Origin of the sequence: Methylomonas paludis (genome assembly GCF_018734325.1) — a bacterium.
Taxonomy (GTDB): domain Bacteria; phylum Pseudomonadota; class Gammaproteobacteria; order Methylococcales; family Methylomonadaceae; genus Methylomonas; species Methylomonas paludis.
The window spans coordinates 2336309-2354425 of the sequence record NZ_CP073754.1; the positions used below are offsets into that span (position 1 = coordinate 2336309).

Consider the following 18117-nt stretch of genomic DNA (forward strand, 5'->3'; position numbering starts at 1 on the left):
CATCTAGCCATTTTTCCATCCGCTGTTAATATGCTCCCTATCCACTTGCCAGGGCAGCAGTGATTCAATATCTTCCAGAGTCTGAGCCTTGGGCAGTTCTTTAAAAATATGATGCAGATAGCGATACGGCTCCAGTCCATTGAGTTTGGCGGTTTCAATCAGGCTATAGAGATTGGCACTGGCTTTGGCGCCTTTTATGGTATCGGCGAATAGCCAGTTATTACGACCAATGACAAAGGGCCGGATGGCGCGTTCCACGGCATTGTTATCAATGTCTAACCGCCCATCTTGGCAATAGACGGTGAGTGTTGACCACTGGTTAGCCAGATAGCCCAAGGCTTTGCCGGTTAAGCTGGTGGGGGCCACTTGGGTTAAGGAGATATCCAACCAAGCTTTGATTTCATGCAGGATCGGCACGGCCTGCTGTTGGCGAATCCGGTATTTTTCATCGACCGACAGATATTTGATTTGCGTCTCAATCCGGTACAGTTTCTGGATCATGATTAAGGCCTTACTGACTTTGCCGGCTTTAGGCTGAGCTTTGCCTTGGGCTTTTAAGGCTTCATCGAATTTACGTCTGGCGTGTGCCCAACACCCGGCATGGCGCAAGCCGTTTTTAGCGCACACGGTCGGGTAAGCGGCGTAGCCGTCGGTTTGCAGCGTACCGCTGTAACCTTGTAGCAGTTGGTCTGCCACGGCCTGGCTGCGGGTGGGTGCATAGTGAAACAGCACGACTGGTTGATCAGGTGGGCCACCGCGCTGTACCCACAGATAAGACTGACTGCTAGCGGCTTTGCCCTCTTCTTTCAAGACTTGTAGCGTGGTTTCATCCATTTGCAGAATGGGGTACTGATGCAGGTGTTCCTGCATCAAATTGCACAAAGCTTGAATCAGCTCGCCGCAACGAATCGCCCATAAAGACAGGGTGCCGCGTGATAGCTCAACGCCGATACGCTGAAACTGTTTACTTTGCCGGTAAAACGGCAAGGCATCCAGGAATTTGCTGGTGATCAGATAAGCCAGTAAACCGGGCGAAGCATTGCTTTTAGGCAGCGGTTGCGGCGGCAGTGGCGCGGTTTTCACCTCGGCCTGACAGCAAGGGCAGGCATACTTGATGCGGATATGGCGTAACACCTGCACCTTGGCTGGAATGATGTCCAGTTGTTCGGACACTTCAGTACCGATTTCTTTTAGCGCATGGCCGGCTGAGCAACGGCGTTGCGCTTCCGGTAGGTCGTGGATGATCTCAACGCGGGGGAGTGCAGCAGGCAGGGCTTTACGGCCAGGCTTGACCGGTACAGTTTGGCCGGGCTGGGCTGCGGAAGCGATAGGCGCTGATGCATTTTCGGTGGCGGCCACCACTTCAGAGGTGGCCGTCGCCGTTTCAGCGGTCGTTTCATCCGACTCTTCGGCATAGGCTTCCGCCTCATTGAACATATCCGCTTGCTCTGCCCGGTATTTCTCGCTATTGGCGCCAAAGCGTTTATGTAGCAAGAGATTGATTTGCTCTTGCAGAATATCGTGTTTTGATTGTAATTGCCGATAATCACGCGTCAGCGTACGTAGCATTTTCTGCAGGCTGTCGACATCTGAAGGCAATTCAAGCTCTTGTTCCATAAGGCTTATTATAGCAACTTACGCCATAATAAGCCATTGAAAATTCAGAAAATAGACGCTTCAAAGCCGGCAAAAGATTATAAAACCGACTGATAATCCAGCACCGGATGCGGCTTCATGCGATTAATATCATAACCTTCCAACAACCAGTTCAGTTGCTGTACGCTTAACGTCACCGTGCCAGACTCGCTGGGTTTTGGCCAGAAAAACCGTGCTTTCTCCAAACGCTTCTGCCATAGACAAAAACCATTACGCTCCCAATACAGCAACTTGATAGCCGTGGCTGACCGATTTCTAAACACATACAAACAATCAGCAAACGGATTTAAACTCAACTGCGCTTCCACCAGGACCGCCAAACTGGCAGCGCCCTTCCTGAAATCAACCGGTTGTTCGCATAAATAAACTGCCCAATCGACGGAAAGGGGCCGCATCATGCTGGCAACCTCGACAACCCGGTCAGCACCGCCAGGCAATGCTCGGTATCAATGGCTTGAAATTGACATTCAATGCCATTGGGTAGGCGCAGCCACAGCGTTGGCCGTTCAAGTGAGCCACTCGTCACCGGCTGTACCATCTGCACAGGATGAAAAGTCGCTGTGCCAGCGCCGGTCTGCACAGCACGGCTTGGCCACTCACGCTTACGCTTGATCCAGTGATATAAAGATTTATCGGCCAATTGGTGTTGCCGGGCATACACGGCAATACTCAAACCTGACGCCAGGCATTGCTCGACATGGGCAAACCAAAAGCGCTGCGTATCGGTTAGACTTACAGCATCCGTTGGCTGGGTATTTTCTGAAAGGGGCTGGTTCATCGGGTATCCTCATCAATTGACGGTGACGATACTTTCCCAAATTCAATTAATTATGGGTAGATGGGGTTTGTTAAGCGCTTACAACGAGCCAGGTTGGGAGGCAACTTTGGTTGAGGAGTACGAGCCGGAATTTGCCAAAATCCGTAAGAGTATGGATGCTTTGGGTAAAATTCGGGATAGGGTCAAGTTTTATTCCAAATTGATGGAGGAAAACAAATTGGATTAAATTAAGTTGTATTCGCCTTGTTATGCATCGATTTGAAGCTCGTTTCGAACACCTTGCTTGATAAGATTCACTAGAGCTGGAAGTGCTTTGTTTGCTGCTTCCAAGTCTTTAGTCTCAATTGCGTTAACGAGTTTCTCTATCAAATCAATGTCATTTTGTGTACCGTATAGATGGAAGGATTCTCGTGCGGCGGCAAGTTTCTCTACTACGTCTGGATTAGCAAACGCATTACCATTTTTCTGAATTTCGCGCCAAACTGGCAAAAATGATTCAAGAGCCTTAATCCTAAAGTCAAGGCGTTTCAAATGTATATTGTTTTCGCGGTTTAGTTTCCCGGTTCGATACCAACCAAAAGAGACTACTAACCCGCCTAAAATAGCTGCGAATATTGGCATATATTCTTGCATAGATAACTCCTAATGAGGATGGATGCTTTGGGTAATCGGGATAGGGTCAAGTTTTATTCTAAATTTCTGGAGGAATATAAATTACATAAAGTATGCTTGATTGTTTGAGCATTTTTAACATCCCTTCAGCAAATAGATGGCCTTACCGGTAATACAACTTATGCTAATAAGCGATCCAAAATTCCTTGTAAGGCTGTAATGTCATCTGTCTCATGTTTCACTAGCTCTTGAATAAGTGTTTTTTTGAATCGGACAAGATCAAAGTTTATTTGATATTTTCGTTGAAGATCATCAAATAGACGTTTGCCGCTGCAAAGTTTCTTCCAGTCATTTTCCCAAATGGGTTCGAGTTCTGTTCTTGTGGTATTGCATCTCTCAACAAAATTTTCCTCCCAATTTTCTTGGTTCAGAATATTTTTTATTTCAGAAAGCGTTTCATTAAGTTGGTTATACTGTAATTCAGCAATCTCAATGTTTGTTTTACGATTAATATCTTTCTTTAATAGGCCAACCCTAAGAGATCTAAATGGATTTAAGTGCTTTTGCTGAACTACCTCATCCAATTGGTCTAATGCTAATTGCTTAAGCTCACGAGCAAACGCGCCTCTTGATTCTGGAGGTGTTTTACCATGCATATTAATTAGATTGAATAAACAAGTTTCATCGATTAAATAATTTTCAATACAGTATTTTTGAAGTTGCTCAACTTTTACAAGAGCTGTGCTTGGTAAACCAGATGGTTTCGAATCATGATCAAAAAGAAATGCATGTCGCTCTTTTACGCCCCCTTTTTTTTCTGCGGCTTGTAAATCACGAATTGATTTTTCAATTTCAGTTCTGCCATTTAATGGTTTGACCAATATTCCAGAAAGAATTTTTTGAAATCCAACTTCAAGAATAGCAACATCAGTATCACCTTCAACAAAGATAGTACCTTTTGATGTGAGTGCTTGTTCTGCACTAACCCCCAATCTACTCATTGCCTCGCGCATTTCATCAGTATCTTGTAATAATACCGGAGATATATCACGATCGTTGCGAAGATGAAATAATTCAGAATTATGATTCTCATATGCATCTTTAAGAATTTCTACGCTATGAGTTGAAATCAAAAACTGACAATCGGTTTCTCTAATTATGTAATCTACAAGATATGGAAGAATTTTTTTGCAAACCGCAGGGTTTAAATGCAATTCTGGCTCGTCTACTAGAATTATACTGCCCGGTACAGATGCGGTTCTATATAGAAGAAAGCTTAATATTAAACCTTTTTCACCACTACTTAAGCTATCTATGTCAAAAACTCGATCTGATTTAGTATCGCGTATTAGAACAGAAACGAGTCCTGTTTGTTTTTGTCTTAATCCAACAAACTCTTTACCAGGTAAGAGCGTTTCAAATATTGAGTCAAAGTCTTTTTTTAAGTCACGATGCTCAATTCCTGCCAATACTGCTTGATTAACAACTGTTTGTTTTAATCGTCCATATTTGGACGTTGCATGAGCAAGATGACTATCAGCCTGGGCTTTGAAATCTTGTGCTCCTACTTGTATAGCAATCTCACCCTGAGGCATCGATCTATCGGCTGGAAAATAGCTTAAAATTGCTCGATCGGGTTGTAATCTTTGCTCTAAGAAGCCAGCGAACAAATTATTCACAGCAGATGAGCTGTTCATTTGTTGGGCAGATATATCAACTGACATTTCGATAGCTTTGTCTGGGTTTAACTGTTCCCAAGCCCTGTCAACTTCATTAGTTGCAGATTGCAGAGCTTCCTTCCCTTGAGAAGTAGAAAAATACGCTCTAAGATCAAACTGAGGATCATCGGGCGTTCGTCCAAGTAAAATAGTAGTAAGACTCCGAGCAATTTGAGGTTTGGCTTGCCTAAGCATTTCAATTTCTTCAGCTGAAAAACTTATGAACAATGAAATTTTCAAGGATTGATTAGGGTCACCCGCCAAAGCAGAAATATCAAATTGAAATGTGTTCTGAAAGAAGTGAGCGCTTGTAGCTCCAAGATTAATTAGGACGTTCCGCAATTCATCTTGCATTCTTGGGAACAGAATTGCTTTTGCTAGACGAATTGCTTCAAATATTGAACTTTTCCCAACTGCATTTGGGCCGACAACCACAGCGATATTTTTACTTAGTTCAAACTCAATCTCCGCCAACCGTCTGAAATTGTTTATATAAATTTTTTTTAATTTCATTTGGCCTTTTTCCTTAGTTTGTTAAATTTGAAAATAGTTTTCTCACACTTATCAAATAACTTAGTGACATGAAACCACAAATGGTAACAATGGCATACTCTAGAATTCATGCATATTCTATCAAACAAAGCAAGAGTTGCTATCGACGGCTTAAGCCACACAAACTTGCCATAGAGCTTGCGGGCAACAGGTAATTACCTTGCCTTTCAAAAATTACTAGAATGCTAATTCTATTCAGTTACTTTTGCTTTGCTAACATCCAATATCTCACACCAATTTCCTAAACGGTATCACCTGAGCCCCTGACTTCAAACCATCCAGATAATCCGCCCAAGACTGCATCATGCGCCGATGCTCATCTAAATACTGCGCCCGATTATAAGCTGCTCTAACCTGATCCCGTGGCGCATGGGCCAATTGCCGCTCAATCGCGTCTGGATTCCAGCCTTGCTCATTTAGCAAGGTTGAGGCAGTGGTTCTAAAACCGTGGGCAGTCATAACATCACTATCGTAACCTAAAGATTTTAGTGCCGTTCTGATGGTATTATCGGACATTGGCCTGCCATCGCCTCTACTGGATGGAAATACATATTGACCGTTACCAGTTAGCGGATGGATGGCTTCCAGTATTGCTACTGCCTGGGTAGATAGCGGCACGATATGGTGAAAATCCGTTTTAGAAATATAGGGTCGCCATTCCCGAACTGTCAGGTCGACATCCTCCCAAAGCATTTGCCTGATTTCACCTGGTCTTTGAAACAGCAATGGCGACAGCCTAAATGCTGACTGGACAACAAAAGTGCCTTGGTAATTGCTAATATCTCGCAGTAATTGTGCGACCTGTTTAGGATCGATAATTGCTGCGCGATGCTTAACTTTTTGGGCGGGAATCTGTTTGGCCACCGGATGGGCTGGATCGTATTCCGTATAGTTATGCACTACCGCGTAGGCAAATATGGCGCTAATTTCGGCATGCAGGCGATGTGCTGTTTCCAGCTGACCTTTATCGATTAAGGGTTTGAGAGCTGCCAAAACTTCTGCTGACTTAATGGCATTGATGGCTTTGTCGCCAAGCGTTGGAAATGCCAAGCGCTCGATCCGGCTGGTTTTTTTGATATGCGTGGTAGCGGTGGTGAGATGGGCGATTGAGTCCAGCCATTTTCTGGCGACATCAGCAAAGCTGTTTAGAATTGGCAGGCCATCGCTAACCCGTTCTTCATTTAATTTATCAAGCTGTTTTGTTTGCCGGCTTACTTTTCTGATTTCGCCTGGATCAATGCCGTTGGCTATGTTTTCGCGAGCTTCTTCTGCTTTGCGTCTAGCTGTCTCCAAAGAAACGTTTGGATACACGCCCAAGGAAACTTTTTTGCGCTTGCCCTGAAAGGTGTAAATGAAATGCCACCACTTGGAGCCATTCACTTTAACGAGCAAGTAAAGACCGCCACCATCGTTGATCATCCGATCTTTTGTGTCAGGCTTTGCAGCCCTGTAAACCACGTCTTTATTGAGTTTTAATGCCATGTATCCACCCAAATCGTGCCAATTATTATGCCAATTTTAAACACATTTTAAGAGTTGTAACAATAAATGGCACGATTTTGACTGCATTGCACTGGTTTTTACCGGATTCCATTGGACAACAAAAAACCCGCCAAGCCAGACAGCTTGCGGGTTTTTGGACTTTATTGCATCACACTGGATGCTGAAATGGTACCGATGGCCGGATTTGAACCGGCACGACTTGCGTCACCACCCCCTCAAGATGGCGTGTCTACCAATTTCACCACATCGGCTTAAAACTGTTTAGTTGGCCTTGGGTTGTTCAGCCGGAGCAGGTTCTACCTGTTTTAAGGCCGGTGCGGCAGGCACAGCAGTTTCCGGCAGCGCGGCAGCAGTAGGTGCCGCATCTTCAGCGGGCTTTACGCTTGATAAAGGCACATCGGAAGCAGATTGTTCGACGCTGATGGTATCGATCAAATCAGTTTTTTTGCTGTGATAACCGCTTAAAAACGCCAAACCCAGGCTGGTCACAAAGAATAGACCGGCAAAAATGGCAGTGGTTCTGGACAGGAAAGAGGCAGAGCCTTGGGCACCAAACACGGAACCGGATGAACCGCTACCAAAGGCAGCTCCGGCGTCTGCGCCTTTACCATGCTGGATCAGCACCAGGCCGATTATGCCTATGCCCAACAGGATGTGAATAACAATAATAATTTGGTACAACATATAAATCCTAAACTGTAAAAAACTAGACTGAATGACTAATTTGCAAAAAGCCTTTGGCATCCAGTGAGGCTCCGCCTACCAGGCCACCGTCGATGTCGGGCTGGGCAAACAAGCCTTTGGCGTTGTCTGCTTTAACACTACCGCCGTATAAAATTTGCAGCTTGGCGGCAATTTCCGGATTCAGCGCAGCAATGCGGCTACGGATGTAGGCATGCACTTCCTGAGCTTGCTCGTCGGTAGCGGTTTTGCCGGTGCCGATGGCCCACACGGGTTCGTAAGCGATAACAGCATTGGCAAATGCTTCAATGCCGGTGGTGTTGATCACGGCATCCAGTTGGGCGTCGATAACGCTGAAAGTTTGATCAGCTTCACGTTCTGCCAAGGTTTCACCAACACACAATACTGGGATGATGTTTTGTTTAAGCGCTTGGGCAAAGCGGTTGGCAACAGACTGGTTGGTGTCGCCGTAATAGCTGCGTCTTTCTGAGTGGCCAACCAGCGCATATTTGATGCCAGAGTCAGCCAGCATGGCAGCAGAAACTTCACCAGTGTAAGCGCCGGCAGCTTGATCAGCAACGTTTTGCGCGCCGACTGCGATGGCAGAACCGGCTAAAGCGTTACGAATATCTGTCAGGTAGATGAAAGGAACACAAACAGCAACTTCCTGCTCTACCGTACCCAAGCCTTCTGCTAAGGCGGTAGCAAGTTGAATTCCCTCTTCACGAGAGCCATTCATTTTCCAATTCCCCATTATCAAAGACCGGCGCATTACTTACTCCAAACTGAATAAAGCAGACTATGATATACGCTGCAGCGTTTCTGTTCAAGATGCGATTGCGGTTTTAACATCGTTCGCCAGTTGCTGAGCATATTTTTTCACATCATCGGCATCCACGCCTTCCACCATAACTCTGACCAAAGGCTCGGTACCAGATGATCTGAGCAATACCCTGCCCTTGTCACCCAGTTTTTTCTCGACATCGGCCACAGCGGCTTTCATGCCGGTCAGTTTATCAATCTGGACTTTTCTGTCGGTTTTGATGTTGAGTAGTACCTGCGGATATTTACTCATGCCCGACTTCAGTTCGTGCAGACTTTTACCGGTACGCTGCATTTCCGCCAGCACCTGCAGGGCGGCAACAATTCCATCGCCGGTGGTGGTTTTATCCAGGCAGATAATATGCCCAGAACCTTCGCCACCCAGTTTGCCGCCGTGTTCCAGCAGCATTTCCATGACATAACGATCGCCAACATTGGCGCGCAGCAGGGGGATGCCCAGTTTGCCCAGGGCATGCTCCATCCCCAGATTGGACATCAGCGTACCGACCACCGGGCCGGTTAATTTGCCTTGATCTATCAGGGATTTGGCGATGATATAGATTAATTCGTCACCATCGACAATTTCGCCCTTGTCATCTACCATAATCACCCGGTCGCCATCACCATCCAGGGCTATACCCAAGTCTGCCCGAAATTCCAGCACCTTTTGCGCCAGTGTTTCGGGTTTGGTAGCACCGCATTCATCATTAATATTCAGACCATTAGGCTCAGCAGAAATGGCTACCACTTCTGCGCCGACTTCGCGGAACACATGAGGCGCTATATGATAGGTGGCGCCGTTGGCACAATCGATGACTAGTCGCATGCCTTTAAAATCCAGCTGGGTAGGTACGGTGGCCTTACAAAATTCGATGTAACGGCCCGCGGCATCAGTAATACGCTTGACTTTGCCCAGTCTGGCCGACTCAACAGTCGTCATTGGTGCATCCAGATAATGTTCTATTTTTTTCTCAATTTCATCCGGTAGCTTGGTGCCGTTAATCGAGAAAAATTTGATGCCGTTATCGTAATAAGGATTATGCGAAGCACTAATCACTATACCGGCCCGGGCCCTTAGGGTACGGGTCAGATAGGCAATAGCCGGGGTGGGCATAGGCCCTAACATGCGGGTATCCACACCAGCCGCCGATAAACCGGCTTCCAGTGCCGATTCAAACATATAGCCGGAAATACGGGTATCTTTACCCACCAGCACAAAGCCGCTGCCTTCTTTGGCAAATACCCGTCCGGCAGCCCAGCCCAGTTTTAACATAAAATCAACAGTGATGGGATATTCACCAACTTTGCCGCGTATCCCATCGGTTCCAAAATACTTTTTAGCCATACTCATTTATTACTACGTTTCCTGCACAAAAAAAAGAGAGGCCTAAGCCTCTCTCGATTCAGTTTAATACTAAATCTTAACCTTGTTCAGTGGCTCCACCCAATGGCGCACCTTGATCCCAATGATCAACGGTAACACCACCGCTAGAGGATGGAGTGTCGTCCCAACCTTTAGGGTCACGCACTGGAATGCGATTCATCAAATCATCAATTTGATATTTATCTATGGTTTCATATTTCATCAAAGCCGCTGACATAGCGTGAAGAATATCTTCATTTTCTTTGAGAATTTTTTCCGCTCTTTCATAGTTTCTGTCAATGATAGAGCGAATTTCTTCATCTATGGTATGCGAAGTTTCTTCAGCCACTGATTTATGCTGAGTTACGGAACGGCCCAGGAACACCTCTCCTTCTTCTTCGCTATACGCCAATGGCCCCAGGCGTTGCGACAAGCCCCATTTGGTAACCATATTGCGTGCCAGTTCGGTGGCCCGTTCGATATCGTTGGAGGCTCCGGTAGATACCTGCTCCCAGCCGAATATCAGTTCTTCGGCAATCCGACCACCGTAGAGGCTGGAGATCATGCTGTCCAACTTGCATTTGCTGGCGCTGTATTGATCACGCTCAGGCAAGAACATGGTCACACCCAGAGCGCGGCCACGCGGCATGATGCTGACTTTGTATACTGGATCATGTTCCGGCACCAGACGACCGACGATGGCATGACCAGCTTCATGGTAAGCGGTCATGCGTTTTTCTTTTTCGTCCATCACCATGGAGCGTCTTTCCGCACCCATAATCAGTTTGTCTTTGGCTTTTTCCAAATCCACCATACTGACCAGACGTTTATTCAAACGCGCAGCAAACAAAGCAGCCTCATTAACCAGATTGGCTAAATCGGCACCGGAAAAACCTGGTGTGCCTTGAGCGATATATTTAATTTTAACATCGTCTGATGCAGGCACTTTTTTCAAATGCACATTAAGAATTTGTTCACGACCCCGCACATCCGGTAAACCGACTACCACTTGACGGTCGAAACGGCCCGGACGTAACAAAGCTTTATCCAGCACATCTGCACGGTTAGTGGCTGCGATAACGATAATGCCTTCGTGACCTTCAAAGCCGTCCATTTCCACCAGCAACTGGTTAAGCGTTTGTTCTCGTTCGTCGTTGCCGCCACCCAGACCAGCGCCACGTGAGCGGCCTACTGCGTCTATTTCGTCAATAAATATGATGCAGGGGGCATGTTTTTTAGCTTGTTCGAACATGTCCCGAACCCGCGATGCGCCCACACCAACAAACATTTCCACAAAATCCGAACCGGATATGGTAAAAAACGGTACTTTGGCTTCGCCGGCAATAGCCCGGGCCAACAAGGTTTTACCTGTTCCAGGAGGACCAACCATCAGTGCGCCACGCGGTACTTTACCGCCAAGTTTTTGATATTTGGCCGGATCTTTCAAGAAATCGACCATTTCTTCGACTTCTTCTTTGGCCTCATCACAACCGGCAACATCGGCAAAGGTGACTTTGTTTTGATCCATATCCAGCATGCGAGCTTTGCTTTTGCCAAAACCCATTGCACCGCCACGACCACCAACACCACCACCCTGCATTTGGCGCATAAAAAACACCCATACCGCTATCAGCAGCAAGATCGGCCCAAACGAGACGAAAATCTGCATAAGCATGGACGGTTCTTCAGGCGGCTGGACATTAATTTCCACACCATTGCCCAATAAATCGTCGATCAGGTGCGGATCATTCGGCATATAGGTTTTAAACTTTTCGCCGGTCTGCATACGACCCTTGACAGTATTGTCGGCGATCTGTACTTGCTGTACCTGTCCAGCTTTGACCGCGTCTATCAGTTGCGAATAAGACAAGGTTGAGTCGGTTCTGACGGTTCTGGAACCGAAATTATTGAACACCGCCATTAATACCACGGCGATGACCACCCACAACACCACATTTTTTAACATATCGCTCAAGTTACGCGCTCCGGCCTTAATTGGCCCTAGATTTTAAAAACCAAGTAATTATATCAGGATTACTTGCGTTCCAGCCTGGCATCCAAACACTATGACAAGCGACTTGCTCTTATATCGAGCAAAGATACTCTTAAACCCGTTACACTTCAAGCCGTGCAGCCCAATTTGGCGCACAAAAACACCAAACACACCAGTTAAGCCATCAATCAAATTTAACCCAGCCTATACCGCTAATAGAACACCCACTAATTTATAACATACCACGTATTAGCAAAAATTCCTGATTATGGACTGTGGCGTATTATTTATAGCCTTTTGCCAATATATATACTTCATTACTGCGGGGTCGGGAGGCTTTAGGTTTACGAATCACTACACTGTTGAACTGTTGCTTCACCTGCTGATGATAGGCATCGAAACCAGCACCCTGAAACATTTTGATCAAAAACGTACCGCCTTTGTGCAAAATTGCTTGCGCAGCATCCAATGCCAGCTCGCCAAGATAAATGGATTTTGGTTGATCCATTTCCCGGTTACCACTTATATTGGGGGCCATGTCCGACAATAACAAGTCCACCGGTTGATTGTCCAAAACTTTATAGAGTTGATCCAGTACTTCCTGTTCGCGAAAATCGCCCTGGATAAAATCGACACCGGGAATTGGCTCTATATCCAGCAAATCCAGCGCGACCACTTTGGCATTTTTACCGACTATCTTGCTGGCATATTCCGACCAACCCCCCGGTGCAGCACCCAAATCGACTACATTCATGCCTGGCCGGATAATTTTGTCTTTTTCCTGAATTTCAATAAGTTTGAATACAGCTCTTGAACGGTATCCCAAAGCTTGGGCTTTTTTGACATATTCGTCGTGAAAATGTTCCTGCAACCATTGTGGACTGCTTTTGCTGCGTGCCATATTTTCGATTGGTGTAAAATTGTCGAGTTAATTACGTTTAAGGAAACAGAGTGAGTCCTATTGAAAAGAAAAAATTAAAAGCCTTGGCCCATGCTTTAAACCCGGTAGTGATGATCGGTCAGGCGGGTTTGACTGATGCAGTGTTAAAGGAAATTAATCTGGCACTGGATACACACGAACTTATAAAAGTGAAAATTCGTGCCGAAAAAGTGGATCGTCAACTGATATCAGCAGAAATTTGCAGTCAGACTCTGGCTGAACAGATTCAGGCTATCGGCCAAATAGCAGTGTTGTACCGGAAAAATCCGCAGAAATAAGCCGCAATATCAAGCTGTACCGGTTATATCTGCCGCTGCATTTGCATGGTTGATGTAACCTAAGGGGCTGAAATCTTTTGATCTTAGTAAGCGATGATTGTTCTCGTACCTGCTTTACCAACAAACCACTGTTCAGTACCTATATTTTTGCATTCAATAGCCTGCTATATGGTATGTAACAGGCTATTGCTGTGTTAGCAGTTAAATATACTGGATGGAAATGATTTCATACTCCACATCGCCGCCAGGTGCCTTGACGATAACGCTGTCTTCAACCCGTTTACCGATCAGCGCCCTTGCTATCGGCGAACCTACCGAAATCCGCCCCTCTTTGATACTGGCTTCATCTTCACCAACGATCTGATAGATAACGACTTTACCACTATCTACAGCCTCTATTTCCACAGTCGCCCCAAATACCACCTTACCATTGGCATCGGTTTTGGTGACATCGATGATATGGGCATTGGACAACTTGCTTTCAATTTCGGCAATTCGACCTTCGGCAAAACTTTGTTGTTCCCGGGCAGCATGATATTCGGCATTTTCCTTTAAATCGCCGTGTTCACGTGCGGTAGAAATAGCCTGAATGATTCTGGGTCTGACCACAGATTTCAATTCATCGAGTTCTGCCCGTAATTTATTGGCTCCAGCCACGGTTAACGGTACCTTGATCATATACAACTCCTGAAAACTTTATTCTTCCGTCAAAAATGTAGCGTGCAAATCATGCAAGCGATTTACATCACCGGCAGAAAGCTCACCCAAGGCAAAGCAAGCTGCTTTAGCCCCGGCCATGGTGGTGTAATAACTTACTTTGCGTTGTAAGGCTTCACGGCGCATGGTAAAGGAATCCGCCACAGCTTTAACGCCTTCAGTGGTATTTAACACCAGGTGTATTTCGCCATTTTTAATCATATCAACCACATGTGGCCTACCTTGATTAACCTTGTACACTTCCTGGCAGGCTATTCCAGCTTCTTTTAATACCTTGGCTGTACCTGGAGTCGCCACAATTTCATAGTTTTTAGCAATCAGCATCCGCGCCAGTTCGGGCAATTTGGCCTTATCGGCATCGCGGATACTGATTAAAGCTTTACCGGTATGATTCAATTCCACGCCAGCAGCAAATTGGGATTTGGCAAATGCTTCGCCGAAGGTTTTACCCACGCCCATGACTTCACCGGTGGATTTCATTTCTGGACCCAGCAATGGATCAACACCAGGGAATTTAATAAATGGAAATACCGCTTCTTTCACGGAGTAAAAGCTGGGGATTCGCTCTTTGGTAACACCCTGTTGCTTTAGGGTCTGCCCCGCCATGCAGCGTGCGGCAATTTTGGCCAATGGGTAACCAGTGGCTTTAGAAACAAACGGCACCGTTCTGGAAGCACGTGGATTCACTTCCAGTACGTAGACAGTTTCGCCTTGAATGGCAAACTGGGTATTCATTAAGCCGCGCACACCCAAGGCTTCTGCCATTTTAGCCACCTGGGTGCGCAAAACATCCTGAATATGGGCCGGTAAATCATAGGGCGGAATGGAGCAAGCCGAGTCACCGGAATGCACGCCAGCCTGCTCAATATGTTCCATCAAGCCGCCAATCAGCACTGTTTCGCCATCATATATGGCGTCGACATCCATTTCCACTGCATCATCCAGAAAACGATCCAGTAACACTGGTGAATCATTGGAAACGCTGACGGCTTCTTTCATATAGCGCCGCAAGCCTTCTTCGTTGATAACGATTTCCATCGCTCGACCACCCAAAACATAGGAGGGTCGCACAACCAAGGGAAAACCGATTTCTTTGGCCGCAACCAGGGCTTGCTCTACTGATCGGGCAGTGGCGTTGGGCGGTTGCAATAAATTCAGACGTTCCAGCAATTTCTGGAAGCGTTCGCGATCTTCAGCCAAATCAATGGAGTCGGGCGAAGTACCGATAATCGGTGCGCCGGCAGCTTCCAAGGCTCTGGCCAGTTTCAGCGGCGTTTGGCCACCATACTGGACGATAACACCTTTGGGCTTTTCCAGATCGACAATCTCCAGCACGTCTTCAAGTGTTAATGATTCAAAATACAGCCGGTCAGACGTATCAAAATCGGTGGAAACGGTTTCTGGATTGCAGTTGATCATGATAGTTTCATAACCATCTTCACGCAAAGCCAATGCAGCATGTACGCAGCAATAATCAAATTCTATACCCTGACCAATACGGTTGGGGCCGCCACCTAGAATGATGATTTTTTCCCGATCTGAAGGGTTGGCTTCACATTCCTGTTCGTAGGTTGAATACATGTAGGCGGTATCTGAACTGAATTCGGCCGCACAGGAATCAATACGTTTATATACCGGACGAATTCCCTGTTTGTGGCGACTGTTCCGCACATCAGATTCCTGGGTACCCAGCAATTTGGCCAGCCGGGCATCGGCAAAGCCTTTACGTTTTAATTGGTATAATTCGCCTACTTCCAGAGTAGCCAGGGTTTTGCTGGCCAAGCCTTGTTCGGTGAGTATCAAATCTTCGACTTGGGCTAAAAACCAGGGATCAATTTTGCAAGCCTGATGAATTTCCTCAAAACTGAGACCACTGCGAAAAGCATCGGCCAGATACCAGATACGTTGGGGACCAGGATAACGCAGCTCCCTGAGTATGGTGTCCTGACTGCCCTCATCGTTTAAATCGGTGATTTCGTCCAAACCAAATACGCCGACTTCGAGACCACGCAAGGCTTTTTGCAAGGACTCCTGAAAGGTGCGGCCTATAGCCATGACTTCACCCACAGACTTCATTTGAGTGGTCAGTCTGTCGTTAGCTTGCGGGAATTTTTCAAATGCAAAACGCGGCACTTTGGTTACCACATAGTCTATCGATGGCTCGAATGAAGCAGGGGTTTTACCGTCGGTAATTTCGTTACGCAGTTCGTCTAGGGTATAGCCGACTGCCAGTTTGGCAGCAACTTTGGCAATAGGGAAACCGGTGGCTTTGGAGGCCAACGCTGAAGAGCGTGATACCCTGGGGTTCATTTCAATCACGATCAACCGGCCATCGTCGGGATTGACGGCAAACTGGACGTTGGAACCACCAGTATCGACCCCAATTTCGCGTAACACTGCCAATGAAGCATCACGCAGGATTTGATATTCTTTATCGGTAAGGGTTTGAGCCGGCGCCACAGTGATGGAGTCACCGGTATGAACCCCCATAGGGTCAAAGTTTTCGATGGCGCAGACAATGATGCAATTGTCTTTGTGATCACGCACCACTTCCATTTCAAACTCTTTCCAGCCCAGTACCGACTCTTCAATGAGTAACTCATTGGTAGGCGACAAGGACAGGCCGCGTTCGCAAATTTCAATAAATTCTTCACGATTATAGGCAATCCCGCCGCCGCTGCCGCCCATGGTGAATGATGGACGGATAATGGTGGGATAACCGACTTGTTCCTGCGCAGCAAAGGCCTCTTCCATATTGTGGGCAACATTGGATTTGGCAACATTCAAACCGATTTTACGCATAGCCACATTAAACAGGGCGCGGTCTTCGGCTTTGTTGATGGCTTCCTTGGTTGCGCCTATCATTTCCACGCCGTATTTTTCCAGCACACCGTGCTTATCCAGCGCCAGCGCACAATTCAGTGCAGTTTGGCCACCCATGGTGGGCAAAATCGCATCCGGTCTTTCTTTGGCGATAATTTTTTCGACGGTTTGCCAATTGATAGGCTCAATGTAGATCACATCGGCCATATCGGGGTCAGTCATAATAGTGGCCGGATTGGAGTTGACCAGAATCACCCGGTAACCCTCTTCACGCAAGGCCTTACAGGCCTGAGTACCGGAGTAGTCGAATTCGCAGGCCTGTCCAATAACGATGGGCCCGGCACCTATTAATAAAATCGATTTTATGTCAGTTCTTTTTGGCATATTACTCTGTCTGTCAAACTAGGCGGAAGGCGATGAGTTGATCAAAGCCACGAAATCATCGAATAAGGATTCAACATCATGCGGCCCTGGGCTGGCCTCTGGATGGCCTTGAAAACTGAAGGCTGGGCAATCGGTACGTTCTATGCCTTGCAAACTGCCGTCAAACAGGGAAATGTAGGTGGCGCGAACATTGGCAGGCAGTGAATCGGCATTCACAGCAAAGCCATGATTCTGGCTACTGATCATGACCCGGCCAGAGTCGATATGCTGCACAGGATGGTTGGCACCATGATGGCCGAATTTCATTTTCAGCGTTTTTGCACCACTGGCCAATGCCAGCAATTGATGCCCCAAACAAATGCCAAACACCGGTACTTTTTCGGCCAGAATGGTTTTGATGGCCTCGATAGCATAAGTACACGGCTCTGGATCCCCTGGGCCATTTGAGAGAAATACACCGTCCGGCTTTAAAGCCAGCACATCTGCAGCCGACGTGGTGGCAGGCACTACGGTAACCCGGCAGCCCCGATTAACCAGCAGGCGCAAAATATTGCGCTTGATGCCAAAATCGTAAGCCACCACATGTCTGGGCAGATTACTGGCCTGACTGTAACCATCAGTCAAATCCCAAACATTTTCTGTCCATTCATACTGAGTTGAGGTAGTCACTTCCTTGGCCAAATCCAGGCCCTGAAGTCCGGAAAAACCGGCAATAGATTGCAGGGCGGCATCAACATCAACATAATCCCCAGCCATGATACAGCCGCGTTGTGCACCTTTATCGCGTAGGATACGGGTTAACTGACGGGTATCAATATCAGCGATGGCCACTACATTGCGTTGGCGCAGATATTCCGGCAGATTTTGGCGATTGCGCCAATTTTGGGCTAATAACGGTAAATCTCGGATCACCAAACCACTGGCAAATACCCCAATTGACTCATCATCCTCGGGATTAGTGCCGACATTGCCGATATGCGGATAAGTAAGCGTGATGATTTGCCGAGCGTAAGAAGGATCGCTGAGAATTTCCTGATAGCCGGTCAATGCCGTGTTAAAGACGACTTCCCCAACAGAACAGCCATCGGCACCAATGGCTTTGCCGTGAAAAACTGTCCCATCTTCCAATACCAGTAATGCGGGTTTATTCAAAATTGGTCACCTTTAGATGTAGAAAACGGGACAAGCCTGACGACTAATCCCGTTCTGGTAAGATATATACGCCGCTAATTTTACGAAATAATAGCCATCAGGTCACTAACAATTTTTTGCCGGGGAAATCTCTTTCCGACAAGTT

Annotated in this window: 15 protein-coding genes and 1 tRNA gene; 1 reads left to right on the forward strand and 15 read right to left on the reverse strand. The window is 46.7% G+C overall.

The genetic code is table 11. The features are described from left to right. Positions 1-3 precede the first annotated feature (3 nt). The 12 genes from tnpC to rlmE all read right to left on the reverse strand — a co-directional run bounded on the left by tnpC (position 4) and on the right by rlmE (position 12579). Positions 4-1617, reverse strand: a complete 1614-nt coding sequence (gene tnpC, locus KEF85_RS10550; protein WP_215579386.1) for an IS66 family transposase — start codon at positions 1615-1617, stop codon at positions 4-6. A gap of 77 nt (positions 1618-1694) precedes the next feature. Next, the gene (gene tnpB / locus KEF85_RS10555) at positions 1695-2054 is read right to left on the reverse strand and encodes an IS66 family insertion sequence element accessory protein TnpB (protein WP_215579383.1); all 360 of its coding nucleotides are present in this window, start codon (positions 2052-2054) and stop codon (positions 1695-1697) included. Beyond that, the gene (gene tnpA / locus KEF85_RS10560; RefSeq protein WP_215579380.1) at positions 2051-2434 is read right to left on the reverse strand and encodes an IS66 family insertion sequence element accessory protein TnpA; all 384 of its coding nucleotides are present in this window, start codon (positions 2432-2434) and stop codon (positions 2051-2053) included. Before tnpA ends, tnpB begins: the two co-directional genes overlap by 4 nt. A 246-nt stretch (positions 2435-2680) precedes the next feature. Continuing rightward, positions 2681-3067: a hypothetical protein gene (locus KEF85_RS10565; protein WP_215580316.1), complete on the reverse strand. Its 387-nt coding sequence runs from the start codon at positions 3065-3067 to the stop codon at positions 2681-2683. 158 nt (positions 3068-3225) lie between these two features. Further along, complete coding sequence (locus KEF85_RS10570) at positions 3226-5277, reverse strand: AAA family ATPase (protein WP_215580318.1); 2052 nt, start codon at positions 5275-5277, stop codon at positions 3226-3228. Positions 5278-5544: 267 nt separating this feature from the next. Beyond that, on the reverse strand, positions 5545-6798 hold the full coding sequence (locus KEF85_RS10575) for a tyrosine-type recombinase/integrase (RefSeq protein ID WP_215580320.1): 1254 nt from the start codon (positions 6796-6798) through the stop codon (positions 5545-5547). 187 nt (positions 6799-6985) lie between these two features. Continuing rightward, a tRNA-Leu gene (locus KEF85_RS10580) sits at positions 6986-7070 on the reverse strand. Between the two features lie 10 nt (positions 7071-7080). Continuing rightward, positions 7081-7503 (reverse strand): preprotein translocase subunit SecG, encoded by a 423-nt coding sequence (secG, locus tag KEF85_RS10585; protein WP_246534873.1) that lies wholly within the window; start codon positions 7501-7503, stop codon positions 7081-7083. A 22-nt stretch (positions 7504-7525) separates the two neighbouring features. Then, the gene (tpiA, locus tag KEF85_RS10590; protein ID WP_215580322.1) at positions 7526-8272 is read right to left on the reverse strand and encodes a triose-phosphate isomerase; all 747 of its coding nucleotides are present in this window, start codon (positions 8270-8272) and stop codon (positions 7526-7528) included. A gap of 54 nt (positions 8273-8326) precedes the next feature. Then, positions 8327-9667 carry a phosphoglucosamine mutase gene (gene glmM / locus KEF85_RS10595; RefSeq protein ID WP_215585126.1) on the reverse strand — a complete coding sequence of 447 codons (1341 nt, stop codon included), beginning with the start codon at positions 9665-9667 and terminating at the stop codon, positions 8327-8329. Positions 9668-9743: 76 nt separating this feature from the next. Then, the gene (gene ftsH, locus KEF85_RS10600) at positions 9744-11651 is read right to left on the reverse strand and encodes an ATP-dependent zinc metalloprotease FtsH (protein ID WP_215585128.1); all 1908 of its coding nucleotides are present in this window, start codon (positions 11649-11651) and stop codon (positions 9744-9746) included. A 310-nt stretch (positions 11652-11961) separates the two neighbouring features. Then, entirely contained in the window at positions 11962-12579 is a 618-nt protein-coding gene (gene rlmE, locus KEF85_RS10605; RefSeq protein ID WP_215580324.1) for a 23S rRNA (uridine(2552)-2'-O)-methyltransferase RlmE, read from the reverse strand. A 50-nt stretch (positions 12580-12629) separates the two neighbouring features. Between rlmE and KEF85_RS10610 the strand changes: the two genes are divergently transcribed. Then, entirely contained in the window at positions 12630-12896 is a 267-nt protein-coding gene (locus KEF85_RS10610) for a YhbY family RNA-binding protein (RefSeq protein ID WP_215580326.1), read from the forward strand. A 201-nt stretch (positions 12897-13097) separates the two neighbouring features. Here KEF85_RS10610 and greA read toward each other — a convergent pair whose 3' ends face one another. From greA to carA, 3 genes are read right to left on the reverse strand one after another with little or no spacing between them, the layout of a single operon-like run. Further along, positions 13098-13574 (reverse strand): transcription elongation factor GreA, encoded by a 477-nt coding sequence (gene greA, locus KEF85_RS10615; RefSeq protein WP_215580328.1) that lies wholly within the window; start codon positions 13572-13574, stop codon positions 13098-13100. 18 nt (positions 13575-13592) lie between these two features. Next, the gene (gene carB, locus KEF85_RS10620; protein WP_215580341.1) at positions 13593-16820 is read right to left on the reverse strand and encodes a carbamoyl-phosphate synthase large subunit; all 3228 of its coding nucleotides are present in this window, start codon (positions 16818-16820) and stop codon (positions 13593-13595) included. An 18-nt stretch (positions 16821-16838) separates the two neighbouring features. After that, entirely contained in the window at positions 16839-17972 is a 1134-nt protein-coding gene (gene carA / locus KEF85_RS10625; protein ID WP_215580344.1) for a glutamine-hydrolyzing carbamoyl-phosphate synthase small subunit, read from the reverse strand. Between the last annotated feature and the right edge of the window lie 145 nt (positions 17973-18117).